We start from the raw sequence: 21276 nt of genomic DNA on the forward strand, positions 1-21276 counted from the left end.
GCCCTATGGCTTCGATACCTGGAGCGTCGAGAGCATCTTGAGGAGCGCGGCATGCGCCGGAAGCTCCGAGACTACAAGCTTCGGGTCGGACCAGTCAAGCACCTCCTTATCAAGAGCCTCGAACCGGAGCACGTCGGTTGCGCGCGGGAGATAGTAGAGGGTGTGCACGTACGCTTCGAAACGCTCGACCGTAACCGAATAAAACGTTTTCCCGCCTACGACGACCGGCTTGAATTCCTTCATCGACTCCGCCATGTTCCCGGAAGATTCGTATTGCGTGTTCGCGATCATCACATCCTCCGCGCTTTTCCCTTCCGGAACCGGATATTCCCGGATCACGATCGTCTCCGTGCTTGAGGCGACGAACGCGGCGCGAAGCGTCGGCTCCGCCCCGATCGCGTTCTCGTCCGCCGCAAAGCCCGCGGGAAGCGCGTACGCGATTCCCTCCTCGCCCATCTCAATATTCGGAAACGCGCAGGGGGCGAAGACGCACCCGGGACCCGAGCGCCCCACCGCCGTGCCATCGGGACATATCTTCGCCTCAAGCGTACAGGCGGTCGCGCCGGGCGCCATAGGCTCTCCGCGATGCTCGACCGCGTTCCTGTAAAGGAATCCGGCGACGCCGATAAGGACGAGGAGCGCGACGCACGCGAGAAGCTGTTTCATATCCTTCCAGTCTATCATTTCGGCCGTTTGAGCTCGTCCCGTATCTCCCGCAGCAGGATTACCTGCTCGCTCTCAACCGGCTTCGCAGCCTGTTCCTCCTGCTTCTTCTTATACGTCAGGCGGTTCAGGAGCTTCACGACCAGGAAGAGCGCGAACGCGATCAGTATGAAATTGAGCACGGCTTGCAGGAAGAGCCCGTACTGTATCTCGGCACTTCCGCCAAGCGGAAAAGAAAGCTTCGAGAAGTCGAAACCGCCGAGCAAGAGGCCGACGGGAGGCGTAAGGATGTTCGTCGCAAGCGTGGTCGTGATCTGGTTGAACGCCGCACCGATCACGACGCCAACCGCGAGATCAAGGGCGTTCCCCCGCACGGCAAAGGTTTCAAATTCCTTGAAGAAGGATTTCATGCGGGTAGTATATTCTTTCGTGAGGCCAAACAAAAGCGGGGCCGCGGCGGCGTGTTATTCCAAAGTGAGCCAGCGTTTACTAGCTAAGCATTTTTTCCTGCCCATTGTCTATAATCAGAACTTCCCCGTCTCTCATAACCATCGATTCATAAGGGAGATGTTTCATCCTTTCTAGAGCCTCTTTCTGTAAAGGAAGGTACTTCTCCATATCCCAGTGCGGCCATATAAAATAGGGTATAAGACCGAGGCCTTCCCACACTATCTCCGGTGCTTTGCCCGGATCATCCATAAGCTCAATAAGACGCAGCGAAGGCCCGGCCACGACTGCTCCGGCACTCCAACCTCCATAGGCAATACCTTCTGCAAGAAGGGTCCTGATGATTTCGTCGAAGCCACTTGTCTTCATGGCATATCGTAATGAGAAAGAGTTTCCTCCGGCGCACCAGATAAGATTACATGTTCTTAGTTTCGTAATCAGCTCTGCAGTTTTGCCTGTATACTCGCGTAAGTCGATGTTCACCGGCTCGAAATCCAATGAACTAAAAGTATCGTTCAGGGCACCAATCCGTTCCATTGCGAGGTCTTCAGGGTATGGATCCTGTGCATTATTAATAAGAGCAACCTTCGCCACTTCGCCAGGAGATACCGCAAGAAGTTCTCGGAGCTGGTCAGATCTTGGAACTCCTTCGGAGGACAGAAATAGTTTCATATCTTAACCGCATTCCTCCACAAACTTCTCAAGTACTTGTTGGAAAAGCGCGAGACTTTTTAGATCAACCCATTCGTCCGGCCCATGCGCTCCGTTACCTTCTGGTCTTGTCACGACGACTGGAATGCCCGTGTGTGCGAAAAATCGCGCATCACAGGTTGACGGATATACGCTCGTTTTTACTGATCGCCCCGTCTTCTCTTCGATTATCTTTAAAAGTTTCTGCGGTAGCGGGTGCGCAAGATTTGCCTGGTACGGCTCAATACTTCTTTTGATAATCACCTCGGACACGCCTTCAAGGCCCTCGGCGGTCTTCTTGAGCTCGTCAAAATCGAAATGCTCGGTGAAACGAAGATTAAAGCTTGCAAACGCATGGTCTGGGATGACGTTCGAACTGGTGTTCTTTGTGCTGATCGATATCGGGACGAGCGTAGTCTCGTGCGTTTCTTTCTCCTGCATTCCAGGGTACTTCTTTTCCAGAGCGACGAGCAGCTTCGCCATAAGTTGTATGGCATTCTTGCCTTCCCATGGCCGCGATACGTGCCCGGCTTTAGTGTTTATCGTTACATCGAGCCATCCCACCCCCTTGCCGCCTTCCGCGACTTCAAACGCGTTGCCGCCATCGGGAACGATGGCGATCTCGGGCTTCAGAGGATGCTCGACCAGGATACGGCCTACGCCGTCTTTCCCGCCAACTTCCTCATCACTTGTTATGAGCACGCCGACGCTCGGCACAGAACCATCTGTACGCGCGGTTTTCATAGCTTTTTGGAAAACAAGGAGAGAAGCGATGAGCGGACCTTTCATGTCGAAGGAGCCGCGACCGTACAAACGGCCGTTCGCTATTCGCGGCGCGAACTGTGGCTCCTCAGCCGGAACCACATCTATGTGGCCGACAAAAAGAATTCTCGGATTTGGTATTCCGCTTGGAGTTAAGAGGAGACTGGGCGCAGATGGATGTGGAAAACGCGTTACAGAAACGCTACTACCGAATTCCTTCTCGATCGAACCGATACACGCCTCGATTTCCTTTGCTTCCGTCTTTATGGTCTTGAACTTTAGCAAGCTGAGAGCGAGCTTTTCGAGTGCTGCAATCTCTTCCATGTGCGCTCAGTATAGCCTGCTGCATAGGTAAAAAGAAAAGCCGCCTCCAACGGCTCCCCGTTGTGGCGGTCTTAAACCGCGATTGTTGGTGTACCCCAGATCTTGTCGAGCACCCATTCGGGCAGATATGCGGAGCGATTGAACGTCTTCGCCACCCAAGCGATGGCTTCGTAGCAACTGCCATCGACCTCGTCATGGCCATATCGGTACGCCACCTCAAATTGAGACGACTTGCAGTTCCGCCATTCGCAACGATATCTGTCGCTGATATTGTGGTCTGAGAAACGAACTCGCATCACTTGGCTGCCGGGCTGCTCTTCATCCCAAATCTCCACGTATTCTGACTCGGAAATCCGGGAAACATCCCATGCGGCAACGAGTCCGATGGTCTCACAAACGCTGAGCACTATCTTGGCGCGTTTGCATAGGTGCTCGGGACGTAGTCTCTCGAAGTACATTCGCGCCTCCTTTCAAGTCTGCGCAGCACGAACTACCCTACCATACGTATACACTGATGTCAATCAATGCGTAAGCTACTCTCAACCTCTAACTGCCCGCATATGATACCACGTATGTATACCCACCTAACGTTCGAGGAACGAGAATGCATTGGTCTTATGCGTGCAGCCTACTTCTGGCCAGTCGAAATCGCACGCGAGCTCAATCGCGATCCTAAAACCATCAGACGAGAGCTCAGACGCTCGAAACCGTTGTTTGAAGGATACCGACCAAGCCGGGCACACAAAGATGCACGAAAGAAAAAGAAAATCCCGAGACGCGGGAAGAAGCTCAACTACGCGCCTCTTCAGCGTGTCGTGTATGCAAAGCTCCGGCTTCGCTGGAGCCCGGAGCAGATTGCGCAGTACTTGAAACAGCACTACGCTACAGATACTCGTATGCAAGTCTCCCACGAATCCATCTACACCTATATCTATGTGCTCCCGCGCGGGAGCCTCCGCAAGGAGCTTACGTCGTACCTGCGCCAGGGCGCCGAAGGGCGCAGGCGCAGGTATCGGGTGCACGACAGGCGAGGAAAGATACCCAATATGGTGAGTATTCACGAGCGCCCCAAAGAAACGGAAGACCGCTCAGTACCTGGACACTGGGAGAGCGACCTCATTATCGGCAAAGGACATCAATCAGCCATTGCGACCTTGGTGGAACGCACCACGCGCATGACCATTCTGGTGCCGCTCAGAGAAAAGACCGCTCCTGCGGTGCGCATGGCACTTACGAAAACCGTGAAGAGCTTGCCCCGCGAAGCCTTCCGATCAATCACCCATGATCGCGGCAGCGAGATGGCTGAGCACGAACTCTTCACCAAAGAGACCAGGGTGCAGGTGTATTTCGCTGATCCACAAAGCCCGTGGCAGCGTGGTACAAACGAAAATACCAATGGCCTTATTCGTCAGTATTTCCCCAAGGGAACGGACTTCCGGCGGGTGCCAACTAAGTATTTGAAGCAAGCGCAGAAGCAGCTCAATACTCGGCCCAGAAAAGCTATCGGCTTCAAAACACCTGAAGAAGCATTTGCGCTATTATTAAAGAAGCGGGCATTTAGAGTTTGAATTCAAGTAATGGTTCAATACCTTGGCACCACTAAGCCAAGTCGCATGCCATACACCACCAACCCCCGTATGCCCCGCATCCGCCGCGAAGCGGCGGATCTCTTCCGCCAAGGCTGGAGCGCGCGCAAGATCGGGCGGCATCTCGGGTACCATCACACCGCCGTCATGAAATGGGTGCGAAGGGCCGAACGCATCGGATACCACCCGATACCGACGCGCTCGTCGCGTCCGAAGCGCCATCCCCGGCAGCTCTCAGACGAACTCCGCTGGAAGATCTTCCATACCCGGCTCAAGTCGAAGCGAAGCGCGGAAGTCATTCAGCGCATACTGGAGGAGGAAGGGGTGGTGATTTCACTCTCCACCATCAAGCGAACGCTTGACCGCATGGGCCTCCTCAAGAAGAGGAGCCCGTACAAGCGATACCACCCACAGGTCGACCGCCCCCTGCCGGAGAAACCCGGTTCCCTCGTCCAGATCGACACCATTCACACCATGCTCGATTTGAAGAAGCGGATGTATACCTTCACCCTCATCGACGTGCATTCCCGCACCGCGTACGCGAAGACCTATGCGCGCATGGATGCCGCGACCGCCGTGCGCTTCGTCGAGGAGGCGCAGCGGAGAGCGTCCTTCCGCTTCGAAATGCTCCAGAGCGACCATGGTCCCGAGTTCGGGGCGTGGTTCGTCGAGCGCATCCGGAGGAAGCACCGGTATTCCCGCATCGGGAAACCCAACGACAATGCGCATATCGAGCGATTCAACCGCACGCTTCAGGAGGAGTGCCTCGACCATGCGCGCAGAAGTCCGGAAGCGTTCAATGCGGCTCTGAAGAAATACATCCCCTGGTACAACCGGGAGCGGCACCATTTCGGCCTGAATCTCCTGACCCCGGCACAAGTACTCAAGGAGGTGGTGCCAAGGTGTTGATTAGAAGACGTCAATGCGGATGGAGGGAGGTTTGTGCAGGCCTTTCTTTCGGAGCGATGAGATACACCGCTATCAGCGTCGTGATCGGCACCGCAAGCACGAGGCCGATCGAGCCGATGAGGATGCGCACGATCTCGCTCGCAAATACTTCCCCGTTGAGGATATAACCTACCGACGCCTCCGCGTTCCGGAACAAGAGGAGGAGCGGGAGCGCCGCTCCCACGTACGCGATCGCGAGCGTATTCACCAGGGCCCCGATATGCTCGCGCCCGATGCGGATCGCCTTGCGGTATAGTTCGCGCTTCGTGAGATGGCGGCCCGCGCTCATGAGTTCCTCGACCGAAACCGCCTGCCCTATCGCAATATCGTAGAGGACGCCGAGAAGCCCGACCAGGATGCCGCCAAGAAGCACTCCCACGAGATCGATGGTGCCGTTGAACTGGAAATGGAGATAGGTGCTGTCTTCGCTGTTGTATCCCGAAAGCTGCGCCGCGTGTACGACATACGAGGCCGCGAGGCCCGTAATGATAACGGTCGCCACCATCCCGAGGACCGCCGCGGTCGTGGTACGGTTCCATCCGTGCGTTATGTACGAACCGACGATGATGATAAGGGAAGCGACGCCTATGGCGACAAGGACGGGAGAATACCCCGCGATGATGCCGGGCAGGAGAAGATAGAAAATGAGCGCGAGGCTTCCCGCAAGGCTCAGGAGCCCCCGCACGCCCTGTATCCCGCCGAAGGCGAACACGAGAAGGAGAAATATCGCGGCGAGCGCGAGAAGAATATCGAGCCGGTACGGATCGGCTACCGAATAAAAGTCGCTGCCTTCCGAGGTATGCGTATGCCGGAGATAGAAGACGTCGCCAACGGAAAGCTGCGCGAAGTCGTTGTCGAACGTATATACCGCGCCCTCATCGGGACCGCCGAGCACTGTCGCCGAGAGCGTTTGCACGTGCGACGGTGCGCTCGTGCCGGGCGGGGTGATAACGCGGGGATTCGAGATTTCGAGCACCACCGCTTTTTCGAGGACTTCGGTATCCGGCTGCGGGGTTTGTGCTCGCGTAAGAATCGGTATTGTGACTACACTAAACAGCAATAGTGCCCCACAGAACCAATATATGTTTCGCATAACCTGACTTTCGCGTGATTCCATTTTTTTATTAAAAGCAGCTAGGAACCCTCGTGCGGCCACTGCCCTCGCGCAACCATATTAACTGAGGTGATATGGGATTGTGAGCATAAAATGCCAACGATTGCCTCCGCAACGGCAATAGGCGGCATGGCCGGAAGACCGGACTGAGAATAATCATAACCGTAACTTTTACCCATCATCGAAACAGTGTCTTGTACGACTTTCGAGTCGTACATTCCGGTATCGACGATTCCCGGACGGATATCGGTGATAAAGACTTTCTCCTTATCGAGTTCAATCATCGCCGCATTGGCGAAGCGGCTGATAGCTCCCTTGGCAGCCATATGCATACTCCCCGAAATGACCGAGCGGACGGCACTCATAGAAGAAACGATGCAGACGCGGGTTTCTTCCTGCTTTCTGAAACGCGGCAGAAGAAGGCGCATGAGAGTTACCGTTGCTTTCAATACCGAAAGCTCCGCCTCTACCAGTTCATCCGAGAGGTTACCGATAGCAAGATAGGGGTTGTCGTCCTTCAACTTGACTGTACCGGCTCCGAGTCCAACCGATTGCACCCAATACAGCGGCAAATCGTTAGGGATAGAATCGGCCAGAGTTTGAAGCGATCGCAGGTCGTTTAGATCAACCGAAGAATATTCCACTGACGCTCCGGGAACTTCTTGCTCAATCCATTCTTTAACTATTTTAAGATTGTTCTCCGTGCGGGCGATCATATGCACAACCGCTCCGGCTCTGACGCACTCAAGTGCGGCAGCCGCGCCGATATTCCCTTTATACTCTTGGCCGTCTGCCCAGATCGGCGTATGAGTCGGTTTGCCGGTAACGATATCTGTAAACACGGTCGCGAGCGGCTTAATACCTACGCCAGTTATCAGAACACGCTTCCCTCCTAAGCGATTCATAAGAAAAGTATAGCCCGATTCTTGCCAGACGGCAGGCTGAGGCGGCTACCCTGCCGCCTCACGGAAGGCCTACACGCCCGCGAAGTGAATCGCCGCGAACATCACGAGCATCCCGAGCACCGTCATGAAACTCGTGAAGAGGCGCGGATGGCGGTGATGGCTTTCGGGAAGAAGCTCGCTCGCGCCGATATAGAGGAAGAAGCCCGAGAAAAGAGCGAGGATAAGCGCCAGGTACTGCTCCGGGACGCTAAAGAAGAGCGTCGAGCCGATACCCAGAAGAGGCGCGAGCGCGTCGGCGGTAAGCCAGCGACGGGCGATGTGATGCTTCCCCGTTCCCACCATGCTCAGGTTCACCGTATTAACGCCGTCGGAGAAGTCGTGGACGAGAACTGCAACCGCGACGATGGCGCCAAGTGCCGCGGATACCTGAAACGCAAGCCCGATCGCAACGCCGTCGAGGAAGCTATGCACTGTGAGACTCCCTGCGCCAAGGTGCCCCCGATGCCCGTGTCCGCCGTGCCCCTCCTCTTCCTTCACGCCGATCATAAAGATCCGGTCGAGGATCATAAAGGCCGCAAAGCCGAATACCGCAACCGCAGTGATGGCACCGGTTTCGTAATACTGCCCGCCGAGCTCGAGGGCCTCAGGCAGAAGGTCGATGAGCGCGACCGCGATCACTGCCCCGGCGCTGAAACCGAGGATGAGATGTATTTTGTTTTGGAACCTGAGCGCGAGTGAGCCGCCGATGTAGGTAGCGAGCCCTGCTGCGATGCCGATGATGAGTAGGGTCATAAAAAGAGGTAAGGTTAAGCGCACGCGTTACAGGTCCCGAAAAGCTCGAACGCGTGGTCAGAGAGGCGCGCGAAGCCTTTGGCGCTCCTTGGCACCTTTCCTTCCACACCCGGCACGGGGCACGGGATCGCCTCAAGCACTCCGCATCCTTCGCAGACGAGATGGTGGTGATGCTCTCCGCTTCGGGCGAGCTCGTAGTCCTGATGCCCGTGCCGCAGATCCGCAAGCCGGATAAGACCGGCGGTGCGAAGCGCTTCGAGCGCGCGGTATATCGTCACCGTGTCCATTTGTTCCTTCGCCCCGAGCTTTTTTCGAAGCGCCGGAATACCGAGCGGCTCCTTCGCCGCACCGAGCGCTTTCAAAAGCGCCAATCTTCCTGGTGTTGCTTTAAGGTTCGCACTTCGGAGCATTTCCGCGTATTCGTTCTCTTGTTTCTTTTGCACAAAACCAGCGTATAGCAAACGCAAGTATATTGCAAGTACAAACTCAGATTAATAGAAAATCGTCAGGGTTTTATGGTGCGGTTTGGTGAACACGGTTGCCTGAGCTTTAACCCAGAAAATCCAGTCAAATTCCCGCGTGGTTATGGCGCGACCCATGCTCCGCATCGCCGCGACGATTTGCTCGCATGCCACGATCGTGTTCGCGCGTATCTCGATTTCCTTGAGCGATCCGGCGGGAATAAGACGTTCCTCAATTATGTCACTTGCGAGCTCTTCGTCGTAGACGATTACCCCGAGCGCCTCCAGAAGCTGCGGAAGCTTATAGTCGGCAAAGATTGTAAGATTCTCAAGGTTCTTGAATTTGAACAAAGGATGTTCTACGCCCGAGAAATAGAGATCGGAAGGAAAAATCTGCGCGCGTTTAAGGAAAAGTACGGGTTTCCCATGACGTTCGGCAACGTCCCGGAACGTCGGAAAATGTTCAAGGAGCAAAGTAACGAGCTTGTCGACATCCTGTCCGGCTTGTTCGAGAAGATTGAGGACGCTGCCGTCGAAACGATCCCTGAGTATACCGAAGTTTTCACGGATTATCTTATGTCGTTCATCCATGAGAAGGAACTTGTTGCGTCCCGGGAACAGGGCTGCAAAGTCCTCTTTTGAGATATCGGCAAGAGAGGAGGCATCAAGGAGCCGCGGATTTTTCTTAAATGCGTCTTTCACCGCCCGGGAGAAGGCGTAATAACCGCCGCGCCATTCCCCGTCGATCAGGTACTCCCACCGCGTCTGCCCTTTCGGGCCCCAGAAGCATCCTTGAGCGCTGTCGAGGAAGAAATAATAGTAAGCAGTCTCTTCCGGGGTGCCAGAGAGCTGCAAATCGTTATTCCAGGGCGGCACCGGCTCATTGAGAAGCGCTTTCGCCGTATTTTCGACTTCGGAGGGAATGACGGATACGTGTTTGCTCGACTCGATGACGGGCCGTATGGATTCGAGGATCTTCGCGCGCGTCGTCTGCATATCCCCTATCCTACCGCAGGATGAAAAGCCAGGAAATCATGTTTCCATATTCTTTTATCTTCGCCCCGGTCTGTCGTTGCTCGTCTCGCTCAACGCGGAAACCCGCACTTAGGATGAGGCGCTTCATTTCCTCAAGAGAAACGAGATTTATTTGTTCGTGCCAATCGTTTAAGAACACAATGTCACACGCCTCCTGGTCTTCGGGAGAAGCGATGGAAGTATCGAAAAGACAGATGTTGGTAAAGAGATAGAAAACGCCGCCGTCTTCAAGAAGTTGTTTGGCCGAAGAGAGTGCTGCCGGAAGCAGGCTCTTTGGCATGTGCGGGAACGCGTAGAAAGAGAAAATGGTGTCAAACTTCTGATCCGGCGCGTAGTCCGTGATGCTTGCACACTTGAAAACGATATCGCTTGGTTGCGCGGCGGCAAGCGCAATCTGATCGGCGGAATTGTCGATAGCTGTAATCGCGGCTTCTGGAAATTCTGCCGCGACACGTTTGGTGAGCTTCCCGTCCCCGCAACCGATATCGAGCATTCGGGACGGCTGAGCTTTGTACAGAAGAGTAACAAGAAGTGTCTCGTCCGCGTCGTTAAAATCTCCTTTTAAGTCTTTATAGGTGTTGGCGTCAAATTCCTTCATAACTGGGCGGCTAGAGAGAATCGAACTCTCGACGCGGGTACCACAAACCCGAGTTTTACCACTAAACTATAGCCGCCATGAATTGCTCTCGCGGCTCTTCGTAATGATGTACGAGGAAGTGGCAGTTATGGCACAGCCACGCGAGATTACTCAACTTATTGTTTTTCCGGTTCTTGTCAATGTGGTGCACAGCAAGCACCCGGATATCTGTAGTTTTGCACAAACGGCATAATTTAGGAACCTTGTGACGACTGAGTACTGAACGGTAGGAATGCAGCCCTGTTGTAAAGTTTGAATGCTTGTTGCCGACATAAAGTTGATTGCGCCAGCGTGTTTGGCAACTTTTGCCACAGAAAAATAGTTTGCTCTTAGACCCTTTGAGTTGCTTTGGTTTCTTGTAGGAATCTTTCCCGCAGATAAAACATGGCATTTCCTTTCCTTTGCGCATTCCTGCGTACTGACAGGTCGGAGAGCAGTACTTGCCATAACCTTTTTTTATCCAATAAGGTTTTGCGTTGAAGTTTTTACCGCAGAATGTGCAAGTGACGAGTGCCATTCTCATATTTTATCGACCAAAACTGAAAGGTAAACAGGAGGAATTGTGGATATTATAAATTTAACGATAGCTCGGCGACTCTTCGGCTATGCCGGACTTGAAATTCGCAAGGCGCGCGAGCGCGAAGAGGAGCGAGGAGAGACGGTTGAGATACGCGCGGGTGTTCGGGGAAAGCGCGCGGAGGCCCAGCTCGTGCACTCCGACCGCGCGGCGCTCCGCACGCCTTGCAAGGGTGCGCGCGACGTCAAGGAGCGCGGAAAGCTCGGTGCCGCCCGCAATCGAGAAACGCGTGATCGGAGGGATTTCTTTCTCGATCGTGTTGATGATGTTCTCGAGGCTCGTCACTTTCCCCTTCCCTGTTTTCTTCGGTGCCCCCGCCATTTCCGCCTGGATGATGAAGAGGGTCCCCTGTACGTCGCGGAGGATCGCGGAGATGGTGAGTTTCTTCTTCCCTATCGTTACGCCCGAATCCTGCACGCTCTTCGCGCGCACCTTGCAGAGCCCAAGGTATGAGTTGAGCTCGTCTAAAGTACCAAGCGCCTCCGGAAGCTCCGAAGACTTCGAAATACGCTGCTGGTCGCAGCCGAACGTCTTGGTGGTCCCACCATCCCCTTTGCCGGTATAGAGCATAGAGTAAGTTATGGCATTATATCAGTATGCGGACACGGGGATTCACCCTCATCGAGCTCCTGGTTGTCATTGCCATCATCGGCATCCTTTCTTCGGTCGTGGTCGTCTCTCTTAATGCCGCGCGAGCGAAGGCCCGCGATGCCAAGCGCATCTCTGACATCCATCAGATCCAGAAAGCGGTTGAGATATATAACGCGACCGTCGGCTTGCCTCCTGCCCCGGCGGCATACGGACGAGGCAATTCCTCACCGGGGAATTTCGACACCTGGTGGGACCTCTCGACGAACGATCCGTCCAACTTCATGAGCTTCCTCAAAAGCTCCGGCGTGATGCCGCAGGTCTCGGTCGACCCGGTGAACGATCCGGCGAGTTTCAACGGAGTCGCCGGAGCCGCAGGACACCGCTACTTCTATTTCTTCGTGCCCGCGAATTACCTATACCAGGGCGGGGCGTGCCGCAATAATGCCGCGACCTATATGCTCGGCATTACCGACCTTGAGACGGACGCTTCGCGCCCGTCGACGAAGTTCAGCGGAGGCGGGTGCTCCTGTCTCTGGAACAACGCGCAGAACTTCTTCGACGCGAGCTTTGATTACGTCGTGTGCGGGAGCGTGAGCTAGGGATACGAACAAAATGAAAAACCGCCTTCGGGCGGTTTTTCATTTTAGTGCCCAGGTTGACCTCTTTTCCGAACTGCCTCAAATCTACAAGGCAGTACAGGAAAGCATGGTCGGAATAGAGCGTCTTAGGTTCTTGAAGTCCCTTTATCGAATAGCGACTGATACATCTTTAGGCGCTCCTGATAGAACTTCTCAAGTATCTCCGGATGGAGCGGGAAATGCTGAGTAAGGTGATGATGCCCGCCGTCGCCTGAATCAAAGAAAATGTGCTGTTTGAGGTAATAGAGATAGAAGCCGTAGCCGAGCTTCTCCCAGTCATGCGCAGCGACCACCTTCTCGAATATGGAGGTAAGTTCTTCCTCGCGAGAGAAGACTGTCATCGCTCGGTCTGCTGGAGACAATGTTTCGACTGCATGAACGTACTCTTGTGATGCTGCCTCAACTTCAGGCTTTGATGAGGCAATACTGTACTTCTTTACGAAGTGGTCGAGGAACTGCCAGTGGTCTCCCTTTGAGACGTAATCATCAAAAGTCATGTTGTCGGTCTCTAGTTCTCCACTGACCATCTCCATCATCCGACTGTCTTCAGGATAAAGTTCGACACCGGCACGAAGGCTGCTGGCAAACTCTTTTGCAGTCGCAAGCGAGAGGAGAATGATGTCGCGCGGGTCAGCGTCCTGCCACGGAAGTCCGGCAATCTGCTTAACGAGTTCCTTGTGACGATAGACACCTTCAGGAGCTGGCATGGTTTCTGACATGAACACCACTATATCTTGAAGTCAACGAGTTCGGAACGGGTCAAAACGGTTTCGTTTTTTACGAACCTAAAAATCAGAAACGACTGGGTGTTTGCTCAGTCGTTTCTGTTATCTGTCCTATCTGGTGCCCAGGAGAGGACTCGAACCTCCAAGCCCTTGCGGGCGCTACCACCTCAAGGTAGTACGTCTACCAATTTCGCCACCTGGGCAGATGAGCACCTGAGGACTATATCGCAATTACGACGCGGCTTCCACCTTCTCTTCGGCAACTGCCTCCGCCGGTGCTTCAACAGGCGTCTCCGCTACTTCCGCAACAGGGCTCTCTTCAGGCTCGCTCGAGGTGGAAACGTTCATCATGCGGGCGTTTCTCAGCTGCCGCTTCACTTCGCGCGCGACCTTCTCGCGGATGAAGTAGAGCTTCGCGCGGCGCACCTTGGAGCGGCGCTTGATCTCGATCTTCTCGATATTCGGCGAGTAGAGCGGAAAGATCTTCTCGACGCCGATGCCCGAGAGCACGGCGCGGACCGTGAAACTCGCTCCGGCTTCGGTGCCGTGCTTCACCGCAAGCACGAGGCCCTCGAACGCCTGCTGGCGCGTGCTCTTGGTGGTCTTTTCTTTCTTGTCGGCGCCCTTGGCCTTCTTGATCTCGATGATGTTCTGCATGACGCGCACGGTGTCGCCCGGGCGTATCCCGAGACCCGCGCGGTCCTTTACGTTGACCGGAGAAATTACCTGCTGCATATGGGCGACACTGTACCACTCGGCCTATAAAAAAGCAAAACCGCGGCCTTGTATCTGCTTAAAACGGCCCGGCCGAGGGAAACGCAGCAAAGGCCGGCTTTAAGTCCTTAGGAATCGGCGCGACGACCTCCTTACGGCTGCCGGAAGGGAGCGGAAAGTCGAGGCTATAGGCATGGAGGGCAAGGCGCGAGGTGCCAAGATCGCAGGGGTGATTTGGCGCGTAGAGGGGGTCGCAGACGACGGGATGGTGGATGGCCTTCAAATGCACGCGTATCTGGTGAGTACGTCCGGTCTCGGGGTTCACCTTAAGAAGCGAGTGCCCTTCGGCTTCCGCAAGCACTTCGTAGCGGGTGAGCGCTTCGCGCATGATGCCTTTCGCTTTCGGCTGCGCGGAGCGGAGCCGAAAGTCCTTCCTTGAGCGGCCGATGGCAAAATCGATGATCCCCTTCTTTTCTTTAGGCACGCCATAGACGAAGGCGAGATAGGTCTTTTTGATCTCCCGGTCCTGGAATGCCTTCTTAAGAAACGCGTGCGCCTCTTGCGTTTTTGCGAGAAGCAGCACTCCGGAGGTATCGGTATCGAGCCGGTGCACGATGCCGGGGCGCGCGAGCTCCGTACCGTCCGGCAGCCGCTGCGTCTCCCCCACCCCGGCCGATTCCGGATACCGCTTCGCGAACCAGTCCGCGACTGTTTCCTCGGCGGTTCTTCCGTCGCCATGCGTCATTATGCCCGCGGGCTTTGTTATCGCGACGAGGTCGCTGTCTTCGTAGAGGACCGGGAATTCCATATATGCACCCTAGCCCGGATGCGCTACGCGCGCTAGCGCCCGTGCCTGCGCTCGCGGGAAGCAAAGTCCGCAAAAATCCGCTCGAGCTCCTTGCGCGAGAAGTCGGGCCAGAGCGTGTCGGTGAAGGCGAGCTCGGCATACGCCGACTCCCAAAGGAGGAAATTGGAAAGCCGCTTCTCTCCCCCGGTCCGGATGATAAGGTCGGGCTCGGGAATGCCCCGCGTCCAGAGCGCATCTGTAAGGGCGACTTCGGTGATCTCCTTGGCGCCTCCCGCCATAAGGCCATTCGCCGCCTGGAGGATGTCGGGGCGGCCTCCGTAGGAAACCGCAAGCGCGATCGTACCCTCCGCACCTCCCGCCGTCTTGGCTTCAAGCTCGTTCATCATTTCCTGGAGCTTTCCGGAGAACCGGCCGCGTTCGCCAAGAAAGCGCATTCGTACCCCGTCTGAAAGGAGCTGCGGAAGGCGCTCTTCGATCTTCGAGAATGCATGCTCGAAAAGTCCGAGTAGGTCCGCGACTTCGGCCTCCGCGCGGTTCCGGTTCTCGGTCGAGAACGTATAGAAAATGTAGTGCGCAGCGCCCCACGCGTCGCGAAGCGGGCGGTAGTCGTCAAGAAGGCGAAGGAGCACCTCTTCGCCGGCTTGGTGGCCGCGGGCGCTCGACAACCCTTTCGCTTTCGCCCACCGGCGATTGCCATCCATGATGATGCCGATCGACTTCGGTCCCGCCTGCTCAATCATACGCAATCTCGAAGGAATCATACTGCCCCGACGGCGCGGTCTTCGAAACCTGTATGTCGCGCACGTCGGAAAGGAACGACCCGCGCCGCACGCGCGCGAGAAGCCCCGCAAGAGCGTCCGGCGGGCCCTCCGCGATAACGCGCACCGTACCGTCCGTGAGGTTCTTAACCTCTCCCGTAACGCCGATGCGGCGGGCGAAGCGCGCGACGAAGTCGCGATACATCACCATCTGCACGCGGCCGGAGACGATTGCTTCGAAACGTTCGTTCATAAGGATGCTAACTATAGAAAGAAGCGTCGGGTTTCAAAGGAGTCAATCAAACTTCTTCTCCAGCCGCTTATAAAGCGAGCCGCAGACGAGCAGGATGCCGATCCCTATAAAGAGCGGAATCAGCGGATGCTCCCGCAACAAGGGCACCTCGTCGAGGATCTGCTCGAAGCCATAGAGCGTCGTGACGACGCCGAAGGTCCCGAGGAGCGAGAACGCAAGCGGATAGCGGCCAAATACGGTCCGGTTGTGCCGCCGCATATACTCGTCGAGCTTGCGCGTCGTCCGCTCGATTTCTTCAAGAGGGTCGGTAACGGCCATGCAGCAGGAAGTGTAGCACCCGGGGGCCCGCCTGAGTGGTTTGAAAACTCCCCGGTCTCGCGTATGCTCTTTGCAAGGGCGATTAGCTCAGTTGGTAGAGCAACTCATTTACACTGAGAAGGTCACAGGTTCGAGTCCTGTATCGCCCACAATACGCATGCTGACGCGTTCTTAAAAGTGGGCACGGAGAGATTTGAACTCTCAAGGGGTCGCCCCCATACGGTTCTGAGCCGTACGCGTATACCGTTCCGCCACGTGCCCGTGTGCCCCCGCCTGGAATCGAACCAAGATCAAGAGCTTAGAAGTCTCCTGCACGATCCATTGTGCTACGGGGGCGATGCTTAACACCTCTACCCTATCCCGCTCACTTGCGCGGGTCAACGAACTCCGTCTTATTTCGCGCCCGTGCCAGGGGGCACGACGCGATCCGGCACCATGAACGCAAACGTTTCTTCCGTTCCGACGGCAAAGAGCATGCCGTTCGATTCAAGCCCCTTGATGGTCCGGGGTTCGAGGTTCGTGACGAAGGCGAGCTGGCGGCCGACCAGAGCTTCCGGTTCCGGCACGTACGCCGAGATCCCGGAGACGATCTGCCGCGGCACCGCTTCGCCAAGGTCGACCATGAGCCGCAGGAGCTTGTCGGTCTCGGGAACGCGTTCGGCGCTTCTGACCGTGCCTATCTTCACCTCTATGTTCTTGAACTCGTCGATGGAAATCATGCGTGCTTCTCTTTAGAAAGGTAACTGGTAAGGATGAGGGCGGCGGCGGAAGAATCGATGTCGGGATGCGCCGAAGGCGCGCGGGACTTTTGCATTTTCTCCGGGGCCCGGCGCGCCTCGGCGCTCGTAAGCCCTTCCCACTCATAGAATACCGGGAGGCCCGCGCGTTCGGAAAGCACTTCGCCAAGCGCGCGGGCGCCGACCGCCACGGCGTTATCCCTGCCGTGGTAATCCTTGGAGTCGCCGATCACGATCGCGCCGACGCCTTCTTTTGCGGCAAGCGCGAGCAGGTCGCCGACAAGCCTTGGCGTGTTCGGGAGTATGGAATGCGGGAATCCCATCGAGCCGTTCTCGTCAGAGAGAGCGAGTCCGATTTTCTTCGTACCGTAATCGATGCCGAGATAGCGCATACCGCCATCCTACACCACGGCAAAACATGCTATAGTGCCGCGCATGTATCCCGCATACCACACCTTCGGCGCCATGCCCTTCTTCCACAGCCTCGCATTCCTCTTCCTGCTTCCGGTATTCGCCGTACTTGCGGCCTGGGTCGTCATTATAAAAGGCTTCGCGCTCTGGCATGCCGCCCGAAACAGTCAGAAGCTGTGGTTCGTGGAGCTTCTCGTCGTTAACACCCTCGGTATTCTCGAGGTGCTGTATCTCGTTTTCTGGCGAAAGGATAAGAACGCTTCCGCTGCTGTACCCTCATCAGCGGAGAAAGCAGAATAACAGGGATGGGTGGCCGAGAGGTCTAAGGCATCGGTCTTGAAAACCGACACACCGCAAGGTGTCGTGAGTTCGAATCTCACCCCATCCGCCAAACATGAAACCGCTCACTGGAGCGGTTTTAGTGTGTACCCAATATGCGGGTTCGGACCTTTGCTATACTTTGCCTGTGAAATGGCAAGATGCGATTCTGCATCAAAAATTTCATGACCGTAACCCCGCTGAAGTTGCCAAAGAGCTCATCGGTAAGCTTTTGGTGAGAAGAATCGATGGAGAATATCTCGTCGGAATGATTTCTGAAACCGAAGCCTATCTCCCATCAGGTGATGCCGCCGCTCATAATTTCAAAGGCCAGACAAAGCGCAATGCAAGTCTATACAAGGAAGGTGGGCACGCCTACGTCCACAGCATGAGACAGTATTGCCTTCTCGATGCGGTGACGCAGGGTCGAGACGTGCCCGGTTCCGTACTTATCCGCGCCATAGAACCGATTGAGGGCGTTCAAGGGCTTGTGAATGGTCCTGGAAAGGTATGTCGCGAATTCAAGATAGCGAAAACTCTGGATGGAGTCGATATGACGAATCCAGAAAGCGAATTATTCATAGCTGAAGACGAAAAGGACGTTCTTCATAAAATCAATATCTCTTCGAGAGTCGGCATCTCGAAAGCAAAAGATATGCCGTTGAGGTTTTATGTCTCCGCGGTCTCTGCTAAGAGTTTGGGTACGAAGAAGTAATTGGGAGAAACCGCCCAATAAGTTCTAATCTCGTCCACTATCCTCCGCACTATCTTTTAAGCAGTTGCTTCGCGTGTTTGACTACAGCTTCTTTCCACGCGCGCTCATCGGTGGTATCGATTTCAGCAAAGACCGGAAATGACAGCTTCCTTCGGGTCCAAGTCCCGCCTCCCTCGTTTTTCCACGCGTAGTGGAGCGGCGTACGCCGCCACATCTCGCGTATTTTCACTATCGCTCCTTTCGGCCGGTCGCTTCCCTTCCAGGAAGAGGAAGCGCCTCCGAAAAAGTCGTTCGGACTGCCGCTATGCTGCGCAAGAATCATGCGGCCAAGCATCGTATCGATGTCTGCATACGTACGAACAAATACAAGGCGCGCGTCAACATCTTTTGCGTTCTTAATAAAGTTCGCGCGCTTCTCCATATCCAAAAAGTCGGAGTCGAGTATCGCATTCCCTCCCCGGCCCACGACTTCGAGCGCCGCGTTTTCGCCGATTACGCGCACGCGCCGGTACGATTCCTTTTGCTTGCGGAGCGCCACGCGTATCGCGTCGGCTTCGACGACGGTGCCGCCGATATGCCGCGCGAATTCGCGGGCGACCGAACTCTTGCCCGAGCCGACAAGGCCGACAAGCGCCACCATGACTGGCTTTTTCGTTTTACGTTTGGAAATCCGAAGCGACGAGATAAACGTGTCCTGCACCCCGCGTTCCTTTTTACCCAGGATTTCTTTTTGTTGTTTCATAAAGATAAGTATAGGGGATGGTGGGGCGTGGATTAACCGTTGACTTCCCCGCAGTGGCTGATACAGTGCCTCCCCATGGCCCCAAACGTACGGGCCTGTGTACATGCTTCATCACCAACCACCAACCTTTGGGGAATTGAATGGTTCAAATCACCACCGTCCTTAGCAGGAACACCGCCGATCCGCGGATTGTCTGCTGGACTCGCGCATCCACGATCGAACATTTCGCCGCGCTCTTGGTCAATGACCGGAGCGTTCGGGTCGAACCGATGACTACTGTCAAGAAGGAGATGCTCGAGCTTCCTCTCTTGATCGACTCGGGCAAGGCTGTCAGGACCTTCGAGACAGGTCCGGGAGACATGCGTTCGTTCGTGCATCTCATCGAAATCCTCGCGCCGTATCGGCCCGAGCTTGTGCGCGACGGCCGCTGGCGCGCAGCCGCGACAAGGGCGGGCGTTCCCCCGCTCGAACTCGCCGACGCCGCGAAAGCGGCGCTCGAAAGCGTCGCGGACGATCATCTGAAGCTCGTCGCGGTCGCTCTCGGAATCGTCGAGACGGGCGAGCTGCATGACGCGAAGCTCCGGACCTACACGCTTCACGAATTCTTCGGCGCTCTGTGGAAGGCCGTCGCTGGCGACGGATCAATTGACCAGCACCTGCCGGCAGTGGCCGCGTCAGGATAATCGGGTATTGGTGGTTATGGGCTCGGGGGCGCGGCTTCGGTCGCGCCTTTGGCTTTTTATGCAGTTCACATCCGGGCCCGAGCGGCCGTATGCGGGGCCGGACCGGTGCTATAGTTACGCATATGGCGCAGAATTTTGCCTTCGAGTGGCAAGGCAAGGAGTACGAATACGACGAGAAGACCGCCGACTGGTACTGGGCTCTTGGCATCCTCGCGACCGCGGCGGTGCTCGCCTGCATATTGCTTGGCGATTTTCTCCTTGCCGTCCTCATTATCGCGGCCGCGATCGCGATCGCGCTCCAGTCCGCAAAGCGCTCCGTGATACACCGCTTCAGGCTCGACGCGGAGGGCCTCTCCATCAACGGCGACCTCTATACGTTCCACAATATGCAGTCCTTTTCTATTCTTGAATATATCGACGAGACGCTTCCTCCTTCCCTTTCGATCAAGACTTCGAGCCTCCTCACGCCCCACCTCATCATCCCGCTCGTCGGCGTCGATCCCGTGAGCGTCTACGAATACCTCAATATCCATGTCGAGCACGTGTACCACCCCGAGACCCTCATGGAACGCGTGGTGGAATTTTTGCGTCTCTAGTGTACAGTCAAGCAGTTAGCGGTGCGGCATTGCTCCCGTCGTTCAATGGATAGGACGCAACCTTGCGGAGGTTGTGATGTAGGTTCGATTCCTACCGGGAGCACACATTCACGTTAACTCCAGCGGGCAAGCGCTTCTTTGATAAGCTTTTGCGTTGTATGGAAGGGGCGCGTATCATCGGTTTGTTCCGTCTTCCGCTCTCGTCGTTCAATGGATAGGACAGCTCCCTCCGAAGGAGCAGATATAGGTTCGATTCCTATCGAGAGCACAGCGGTTAGAGACCAAAACAATGTCCGTGAGGCGCCGCAAACGGTGCGATATCGCGCGGGATGTTTGCACGCAAAAAACGGAACGAGATTCCGGCTTTTGCGCTATCCGGCATAGAAGTGAGTCCGCAAGTCGTCCTCTGAAATGTAGTGCGATGCCTGTCGGAAGATTCCGACCACCGCTCCCGTCTTGAGCTCCTTGTGATCCGGGATGAGGAGCGCTTGCCGGTGCCCGTTTCGTTCGCGTACAAGCGTTATGTGGCTCCCGCGTTGACGCTCTATCTCGAACCCAAACTGCGCGAGTATCTTGACTACTTCCTGTCCCGAGAGACGCCTCGGCTTAGGCATGCGCGAGCGCCGGAAGCTCGAAATTCACGAGCACCGAAGGAGTAGCGGCAAAGCCGAGCTCGGAAAGGTCCTCACCCTCCAAGAACAGGCCGACTGCTTCGCGGATATTGGCCATAAGCTCGTCAAGGGTGTCACCTTGAGTAACAATAGGCACGGACACGCCTTCGGCGACGTAGCCCCCATCGCTCTCGGACACCTGAAATTGCAGGATGTTTTTCATAGGAGTATTATACCACCCGCCTGATTTTCGAGTGAGATTTGCCCATCTGTCATAACAAGCCTGTTACGCCAGTGCTCCGGCGGCGAAACTCGCCAAAAGACTTCTGTCACGACAACATTCACGGCCGAGTTGGAGCACAAAAAACACAAAGCCTGCATGCGCGGGCCTTTTGTTGTTTGTGAAAAACTTACTTCCCTATCCTCCGGATCGCCTTCACGAGACGGCTCTTCTTGCGGGATGCGGCATTGGCCTTGATGACGCCGCTCTTGGCCGCCTTGTCGATCGCCTCCTGCGCCTTTGCGAGGAGTTTTTCCGCGTCGACTGCCTTGCCCGCGGCGATGAGCTTCTTCACTTCCTTGGTCGCGTCGCCAAGCGCGCGCTTGCGGCGCACGTTGAACAGATGCCGCTTTTTGGAAACGCGCTGCGCTTTCTTCGCCGATTTGGTGATTGCCATTGCCCGATACTATGCCACCCGCCTTGTTTTAGCAAGCAAA

General features: G+C 55.7%; 32 protein-coding genes and 8 tRNA genes. 11 read left to right on the forward strand and 29 right to left on the reverse strand.

The window, feature by feature from the left end; translation table 11 throughout:
- Window positions 1-3 precede the first annotated feature (3 nt).
- The 5 genes from WDN10_02945 to WDN10_02965 form a co-directional block, all read right to left on the reverse strand.
- Window positions 4-666 carry a hypothetical protein gene (locus WDN10_02945; protein ID MEJ0053659.1) on the reverse strand — a complete coding sequence of 221 codons (663 nt, stop codon included), beginning with the start codon at window positions 664-666 and terminating at the stop codon, window positions 4-6.
- A gap of 14 nt (window positions 667-680) precedes the next feature.
- Complete coding sequence (mscL, locus tag WDN10_02950) at window positions 681-1073, reverse strand: large conductance mechanosensitive channel protein MscL (GenBank protein ID MEJ0053660.1); 393 nt, start codon at window positions 1071-1073, stop codon at window positions 681-683.
- 79 nt (window positions 1074-1152) lie between these two features.
- Entirely contained in the window at window positions 1153-1782 is a 630-nt protein-coding gene (locus WDN10_02955; GenBank protein ID MEJ0053661.1) for a Type 1 glutamine amidotransferase-like domain-containing protein, read from the reverse strand.
- A 3-nt stretch (window positions 1783-1785) separates the two neighbouring features.
- Complete coding sequence (locus WDN10_02960) at window positions 1786-2886, reverse strand: M20 family metallopeptidase (protein MEJ0053662.1); 1101 nt, start codon at window positions 2884-2886, stop codon at window positions 1786-1788.
- Window positions 2887-2957: 71 nt separating this feature from the next.
- Window positions 2958-3344 carry a hypothetical protein gene (locus WDN10_02965; GenBank protein ID MEJ0053663.1) on the reverse strand — a complete coding sequence of 129 codons (387 nt, stop codon included), beginning with the start codon at window positions 3342-3344 and terminating at the stop codon, window positions 2958-2960.
- A gap of 114 nt (window positions 3345-3458) precedes the next feature.
- Between WDN10_02965 and WDN10_02970 the strand changes: the two genes are divergently transcribed.
- Complete coding sequence (locus WDN10_02970) at window positions 3459-4454, forward strand: IS30 family transposase (protein MEJ0053664.1); 996 nt, start codon at window positions 3459-3461, stop codon at window positions 4452-4454.
- Window positions 4455-4523: 69 nt separating this feature from the next.
- A complete protein-coding gene (locus WDN10_02975) occupies window positions 4524-5381 on the forward strand; it encodes an integrase core domain-containing protein (protein MEJ0053665.1) in 858 nt (285 codons plus the stop codon).
- A 10-nt stretch (window positions 5382-5391) separates the two neighbouring features.
- On the opposite strand, the gene WDN10_02980 is transcribed toward WDN10_02975, so the two are convergent.
- From WDN10_02980 to WDN10_03020, 9 genes are all read right to left on the reverse strand, one after another.
- Window positions 5392-6399, reverse strand: a complete 1008-nt coding sequence (locus tag WDN10_02980; GenBank protein ID MEJ0053666.1) for a YibE/F family protein — start codon at window positions 6397-6399, stop codon at window positions 5392-5394.
- Window positions 6400-6554: 155 nt separating this feature from the next.
- On the reverse strand, window positions 6555-7439 hold the full coding sequence (locus tag WDN10_02985; protein ID MEJ0053667.1) for an SDR family oxidoreductase: 885 nt from the start codon (window positions 7437-7439) through the stop codon (window positions 6555-6557).
- A gap of 69 nt (window positions 7440-7508) precedes the next feature.
- Window positions 7509-8231, reverse strand: a complete 723-nt coding sequence (locus tag WDN10_02990; GenBank protein MEJ0053668.1) for a ZIP family metal transporter — start codon at window positions 8229-8231, stop codon at window positions 7509-7511.
- A gap of 14 nt (window positions 8232-8245) precedes the next feature.
- Window positions 8246-8674, reverse strand: a complete 429-nt coding sequence (locus WDN10_02995) for a transcriptional repressor (GenBank protein MEJ0053669.1) — start codon at window positions 8672-8674, stop codon at window positions 8246-8248.
- Between the two features lie 48 nt (window positions 8675-8722).
- Window positions 8723-9688 carry a queuosine salvage family protein gene (locus WDN10_03000; GenBank protein MEJ0053670.1) on the reverse strand — a complete coding sequence of 322 codons (966 nt, stop codon included), beginning with the start codon at window positions 9686-9688 and terminating at the stop codon, window positions 8723-8725.
- 10 nt (window positions 9689-9698) lie between these two features.
- A complete protein-coding gene (locus tag WDN10_03005; protein MEJ0053671.1) occupies window positions 9699-10325 on the reverse strand; it encodes a class I SAM-dependent methyltransferase in 627 nt (208 codons plus the stop codon).
- Between the two features lie 5 nt (window positions 10326-10330).
- Window positions 10331-10401, reverse strand: a tRNA-His gene (locus tag WDN10_03010).
- Window positions 10387-10881 carry a hypothetical protein gene (locus WDN10_03015; GenBank protein ID MEJ0053672.1) on the reverse strand — a complete coding sequence of 165 codons (495 nt, stop codon included), beginning with the start codon at window positions 10879-10881 and terminating at the stop codon, window positions 10387-10389. Before WDN10_03015 ends, WDN10_03010 begins: the two co-directional genes overlap by 15 nt.
- A gap of 60 nt (window positions 10882-10941) precedes the next feature.
- Window positions 10942-11511 carry a cob(I)yrinic acid a,c-diamide adenosyltransferase gene (locus WDN10_03020; protein ID MEJ0053673.1) on the reverse strand — a complete coding sequence of 190 codons (570 nt, stop codon included), beginning with the start codon at window positions 11509-11511 and terminating at the stop codon, window positions 10942-10944.
- A gap of 26 nt (window positions 11512-11537) precedes the next feature.
- Between WDN10_03020 and WDN10_03025 the strand changes: the two genes are divergently transcribed.
- Complete coding sequence (locus WDN10_03025; GenBank protein ID MEJ0053674.1) at window positions 11538-12131, forward strand: prepilin-type N-terminal cleavage/methylation domain-containing protein; 594 nt, start codon at window positions 11538-11540, stop codon at window positions 12129-12131.
- A 125-nt stretch (window positions 12132-12256) separates the two neighbouring features.
- Here WDN10_03025 and WDN10_03030 read toward each other — a convergent pair whose 3' ends face one another.
- From WDN10_03030 to WDN10_03060, 7 genes are all read right to left on the reverse strand, one after another.
- Window positions 12257-12889: a hypothetical protein gene (locus WDN10_03030; GenBank protein MEJ0053675.1), complete on the reverse strand. Its 633-nt coding sequence runs from the start codon at window positions 12887-12889 to the stop codon at window positions 12257-12259.
- Window positions 12890-13011: 122 nt separating this feature from the next.
- Window positions 13012-13098: transfer RNA gene (locus WDN10_03035), tRNA-Leu, on the reverse strand.
- 28 nt (window positions 13099-13126) lie between these two features.
- Window positions 13127-13630 (reverse strand): 50S ribosomal protein L19, encoded by a 504-nt coding sequence (locus tag WDN10_03040; protein ID MEJ0053676.1) that lies wholly within the window; start codon window positions 13628-13630, stop codon window positions 13127-13129.
- A 58-nt stretch (window positions 13631-13688) separates the two neighbouring features.
- Window positions 13689-14417 (reverse strand): RluA family pseudouridine synthase, encoded by a 729-nt coding sequence (locus WDN10_03045; GenBank protein ID MEJ0053677.1) that lies wholly within the window; start codon window positions 14415-14417, stop codon window positions 13689-13691.
- Window positions 14418-14449: 32 nt separating this feature from the next.
- On the reverse strand, window positions 14450-15157 hold the full coding sequence (uppS, locus tag WDN10_03050) for a polyprenyl diphosphate synthase (GenBank protein MEJ0053678.1): 708 nt from the start codon (window positions 15155-15157) through the stop codon (window positions 14450-14452).
- The gene (locus WDN10_03055; GenBank protein MEJ0053679.1) at window positions 15150-15428 is read right to left on the reverse strand and encodes an acylphosphatase; all 279 of its coding nucleotides are present in this window, start codon (window positions 15426-15428) and stop codon (window positions 15150-15152) included. Before WDN10_03055 ends, uppS begins: the two co-directional genes overlap by 8 nt.
- Before the next feature lie 42 nt (window positions 15429-15470).
- The gene (locus WDN10_03060; protein ID MEJ0053680.1) at window positions 15471-15746 is read right to left on the reverse strand and encodes a hypothetical protein; all 276 of its coding nucleotides are present in this window, start codon (window positions 15744-15746) and stop codon (window positions 15471-15473) included.
- 76 nt (window positions 15747-15822) lie between these two features.
- Here WDN10_03060 and WDN10_03065 point away from each other — a divergent pair.
- Window positions 15823-15895: transfer RNA gene (locus WDN10_03065), tRNA-Val, on the forward strand.
- A gap of 29 nt (window positions 15896-15924) precedes the next feature.
- On the opposite strand, the gene WDN10_03070 is transcribed toward WDN10_03065, so the two are convergent.
- From WDN10_03070 to ruvX, 4 genes are all read right to left on the reverse strand, one after another.
- A tRNA-Leu gene (locus WDN10_03070) sits at window positions 15925-16007 on the reverse strand.
- A 3-nt stretch (window positions 16008-16010) separates the two neighbouring features.
- A tRNA-Arg gene (locus tag WDN10_03075) sits at window positions 16011-16082 on the reverse strand.
- A 56-nt stretch (window positions 16083-16138) separates the two neighbouring features.
- The gene (locus tag WDN10_03080) at window positions 16139-16465 is read right to left on the reverse strand and encodes a hypothetical protein (protein MEJ0053681.1); all 327 of its coding nucleotides are present in this window, start codon (window positions 16463-16465) and stop codon (window positions 16139-16141) included.
- A complete protein-coding gene (ruvX, locus tag WDN10_03085) occupies window positions 16462-16875 on the reverse strand; it encodes a Holliday junction resolvase RuvX (GenBank protein MEJ0053682.1) in 414 nt (137 codons plus the stop codon). The genes WDN10_03080 and ruvX overlap by 4 nt, the downstream gene beginning before the upstream one ends.
- Before the next feature lie 43 nt (window positions 16876-16918).
- On the opposite strand from ruvX, the gene WDN10_03090 reads away from it, so the two are divergent.
- The 3 genes from WDN10_03090 to WDN10_03100 all read left to right on the forward strand — a co-directional run bounded on the left by WDN10_03090 (window position 16919) and on the right by WDN10_03100 (window position 17927).
- A complete protein-coding gene (locus WDN10_03090) occupies window positions 16919-17194 on the forward strand; it encodes a DUF5652 family protein (protein MEJ0053683.1) in 276 nt (91 codons plus the stop codon).
- A gap of 3 nt (window positions 17195-17197) precedes the next feature.
- Window positions 17198-17285, forward strand: a tRNA-Ser gene (locus WDN10_03095).
- Between the two features lie 75 nt (window positions 17286-17360).
- A complete protein-coding gene (locus tag WDN10_03100) occupies window positions 17361-17927 on the forward strand; it encodes a DNA-3-methyladenine glycosylase (protein MEJ0053684.1) in 567 nt (188 codons plus the stop codon).
- A 49-nt stretch (window positions 17928-17976) separates the two neighbouring features.
- Here WDN10_03100 and WDN10_03105 read toward each other — a convergent pair whose 3' ends face one another.
- Window positions 17977-18669: an AAA family ATPase gene (locus WDN10_03105; protein MEJ0053685.1), complete on the reverse strand. Its 693-nt coding sequence runs from the start codon at window positions 18667-18669 to the stop codon at window positions 17977-17979.
- A 140-nt stretch (window positions 18670-18809) separates the two neighbouring features.
- Here WDN10_03105 and WDN10_03110 point away from each other — a divergent pair, with 140 nt between their 5' ends.
- The 4 genes from WDN10_03110 (at window position 18810) to WDN10_03125 (ending at window position 20216) form a co-directional block, all read left to right on the forward strand.
- The gene (locus WDN10_03110) at window positions 18810-19352 is read left to right on the forward strand and encodes a hypothetical protein (GenBank protein MEJ0053686.1); all 543 of its coding nucleotides are present in this window, start codon (window positions 18810-18812) and stop codon (window positions 19350-19352) included.
- 122 nt (window positions 19353-19474) lie between these two features.
- On the forward strand, window positions 19475-19948 hold the full coding sequence (locus WDN10_03115; protein MEJ0053687.1) for a hypothetical protein: 474 nt from the start codon (window positions 19475-19477) through the stop codon (window positions 19946-19948).
- Between the two features lie 31 nt (window positions 19949-19979).
- A tRNA-Arg gene (locus tag WDN10_03120) sits at window positions 19980-20051 on the forward strand.
- A gap of 93 nt (window positions 20052-20144) precedes the next feature.
- Window positions 20145-20216: transfer RNA gene (locus tag WDN10_03125), tRNA-Arg, on the forward strand.
- 103 nt (window positions 20217-20319) lie between these two features.
- Here WDN10_03125 and WDN10_03130 read toward each other — a convergent pair.
- From WDN10_03130 to rpsT, 3 genes are all read right to left on the reverse strand, one after another.
- Entirely contained in the window at window positions 20320-20562 is a 243-nt protein-coding gene (locus tag WDN10_03130) for a type II toxin-antitoxin system HicA family toxin (protein ID MEJ0053688.1), read from the reverse strand.
- The gene (locus WDN10_03135) at window positions 20555-20782 is read right to left on the reverse strand and encodes a type II toxin-antitoxin system HicB family antitoxin (GenBank protein ID MEJ0053689.1); all 228 of its coding nucleotides are present in this window, start codon (window positions 20780-20782) and stop codon (window positions 20555-20557) included. The genes WDN10_03130 and WDN10_03135 overlap by 8 nt, the downstream gene beginning before the upstream one ends.
- Window positions 20783-20969: 187 nt before the next feature.
- Complete coding sequence (gene rpsT, locus WDN10_03140) at window positions 20970-21236, reverse strand: 30S ribosomal protein S20 (GenBank protein ID MEJ0053690.1); 267 nt, start codon at window positions 21234-21236, stop codon at window positions 20970-20972.
- Between the last annotated feature and the right edge of the window lie 40 nt (window positions 21237-21276).

It is taken from the genome of bacterium, assembly GCA_037200965.1.
Classification (GTDB): domain Bacteria; phylum Patescibacteriota; class Minisyncoccia; order Phycocordibacterales; family Phycocordibacteraceae; genus C7867-001.

What these genes read in the sequence shown, in the direction of transcription:
- WDN10_03130 (MEJ0053688.1), bottom strand. Translation starts at nt 20,562, where the DNA reads ATGCCTAAGCCGAGGCGTCTCTCGGGACAGGAAGTAGTCAAGATACTC.
- WDN10_02955 (MEJ0053661.1), bottom strand. Translation starts at nt 1,782, where the DNA reads ATGAAACTATTTCTGTCCTCCGAAGGAGTTCCAAGATCTGACCAGCTC.
- WDN10_03020 (MEJ0053673.1), bottom strand. Translation starts at nt 11,511, where the DNA reads ATGCTCTATACCGGCAAAGGGGATGGTGGGACCACCAAGACGTTCGGC.
- WDN10_03135 (MEJ0053689.1), bottom strand. Translation starts at nt 20,782, where the DNA reads ATGAAAAACATCCTGCAATTTCAGGTGTCCGAGAGCGATGGGGGCTAC.
- WDN10_03055 (MEJ0053679.1), bottom strand. Translation starts at nt 15,428, where the DNA reads ATGAACGAACGTTTCGAAGCAATCGTCTCCGGCCGCGTGCAGATGGTG.
- WDN10_03115 (MEJ0053687.1), top strand. Translation starts at nt 19,475, where the DNA reads ATGGCGCAGAATTTTGCCTTCGAGTGGCAAGGCAAGGAGTACGAATAC.
- WDN10_02965 (MEJ0053663.1), bottom strand. Translation starts at nt 3,344, where the DNA reads ATGTACTTCGAGAGACTACGTCCCGAGCACCTATGCAAACGCGCCAAG.
- WDN10_03090 (MEJ0053683.1), top strand. Translation starts at nt 16,919, where the DNA reads ATGTATCCCGCATACCACACCTTCGGCGCCATGCCCTTCTTCCACAGC.
- WDN10_03040 (MEJ0053676.1), bottom strand. Translation starts at nt 13,630, where the DNA reads ATGCAGCAGGTAATTTCTCCGGTCAACGTAAAGGACCGCGCGGGTCTC.
- WDN10_03025 (MEJ0053674.1), top strand. Translation starts at nt 11,538, where the DNA reads ATGCGGACACGGGGATTCACCCTCATCGAGCTCCTGGTTGTCATTGCC.
- WDN10_02970 (MEJ0053664.1), top strand. Translation starts at nt 3,459, where the DNA reads ATGTATACCCACCTAACGTTCGAGGAACGAGAATGCATTGGTCTTATG.
- WDN10_03005 (MEJ0053671.1), bottom strand. Translation starts at nt 10,325, where the DNA reads ATGAAGGAATTTGACGCCAACACCTATAAAGACTTAAAAGGAGATTTT.
- WDN10_03030 (MEJ0053675.1), bottom strand. Translation starts at nt 12,889, where the DNA reads ATGTCAGAAACCATGCCAGCTCCTGAAGGTGTCTATCGTCACAAGGAA.
- WDN10_02945 (MEJ0053659.1), bottom strand. Translation starts at nt 666, where the DNA reads ATGAAACAGCTTCTCGCGTGCGTCGCGCTCCTCGTCCTTATCGGCGTC.
- ruvX (MEJ0053682.1), bottom strand. Translation starts at nt 16,875, where the DNA reads ATGCGCTATCTCGGCATCGATTACGGTACGAAGAAAATCGGACTCGCT.
- WDN10_03045 (MEJ0053677.1), bottom strand. Translation starts at nt 14,417, where the DNA reads ATGGAATTCCCGGTCCTCTACGAAGACAGCGACCTCGTCGCGATAACA.
- WDN10_03000 (MEJ0053670.1), bottom strand. Translation starts at nt 9,688, where the DNA reads ATGCAGACGACGCGCGCGAAGATCCTCGAATCCATACGGCCCGTCATC.
- WDN10_02975 (MEJ0053665.1), top strand. Translation starts at nt 4,524, where the DNA reads ATGCCCCGCATCCGCCGCGAAGCGGCGGATCTCTTCCGCCAAGGCTGG.
- WDN10_03015 (MEJ0053672.1), bottom strand. Translation starts at nt 10,881, where the DNA reads ATGGCACTCGTCACTTGCACATTCTGCGGTAAAAACTTCAACGCAAAA.
- rpsT (MEJ0053690.1), bottom strand. Translation starts at nt 21,236, where the DNA reads ATGGCAATCACCAAATCGGCGAAGAAAGCGCAGCGCGTTTCCAAAAAG.
- WDN10_02960 (MEJ0053662.1), bottom strand. Translation starts at nt 2,886, where the DNA reads ATGGAAGAGATTGCAGCACTCGAAAAGCTCGCTCTCAGCTTGCTAAAG.
- mscL (MEJ0053660.1), bottom strand. Translation starts at nt 1,073, where the DNA reads ATGAAATCCTTCTTCAAGGAATTTGAAACCTTTGCCGTGCGGGGGAAC.
- uppS (MEJ0053678.1), bottom strand. Translation starts at nt 15,157, where the DNA reads ATGATTGAGCAGGCGGGACCGAAGTCGATCGGCATCATCATGGATGGC.
- WDN10_03110 (MEJ0053686.1), top strand. Translation starts at nt 18,810, where the DNA reads ATGGTTCAAATCACCACCGTCCTTAGCAGGAACACCGCCGATCCGCGG.
- WDN10_03105 (MEJ0053685.1), bottom strand. Translation starts at nt 18,669, where the DNA reads ATGAAACAACAAAAAGAAATCCTGGGTAAAAAGGAACGCGGGGTGCAG.
- WDN10_03080 (MEJ0053681.1), bottom strand. Translation starts at nt 16,465, where the DNA reads ATGATTTCCATCGACGAGTTCAAGAACATAGAGGTGAAGATAGGCACG.
- WDN10_03060 (MEJ0053680.1), bottom strand. Translation starts at nt 15,746, where the DNA reads ATGGCCGTTACCGACCCTCTTGAAGAAATCGAGCGGACGACGCGCAAG.
- WDN10_02985 (MEJ0053667.1), bottom strand. Translation starts at nt 7,439, where the DNA reads ATGAATCGCTTAGGAGGGAAGCGTGTTCTGATAACTGGCGTAGGTATT.
- WDN10_02990 (MEJ0053668.1), bottom strand. Translation starts at nt 8,231, where the DNA reads ATGACCCTACTCATCATCGGCATCGCAGCAGGGCTCGCTACCTACATC.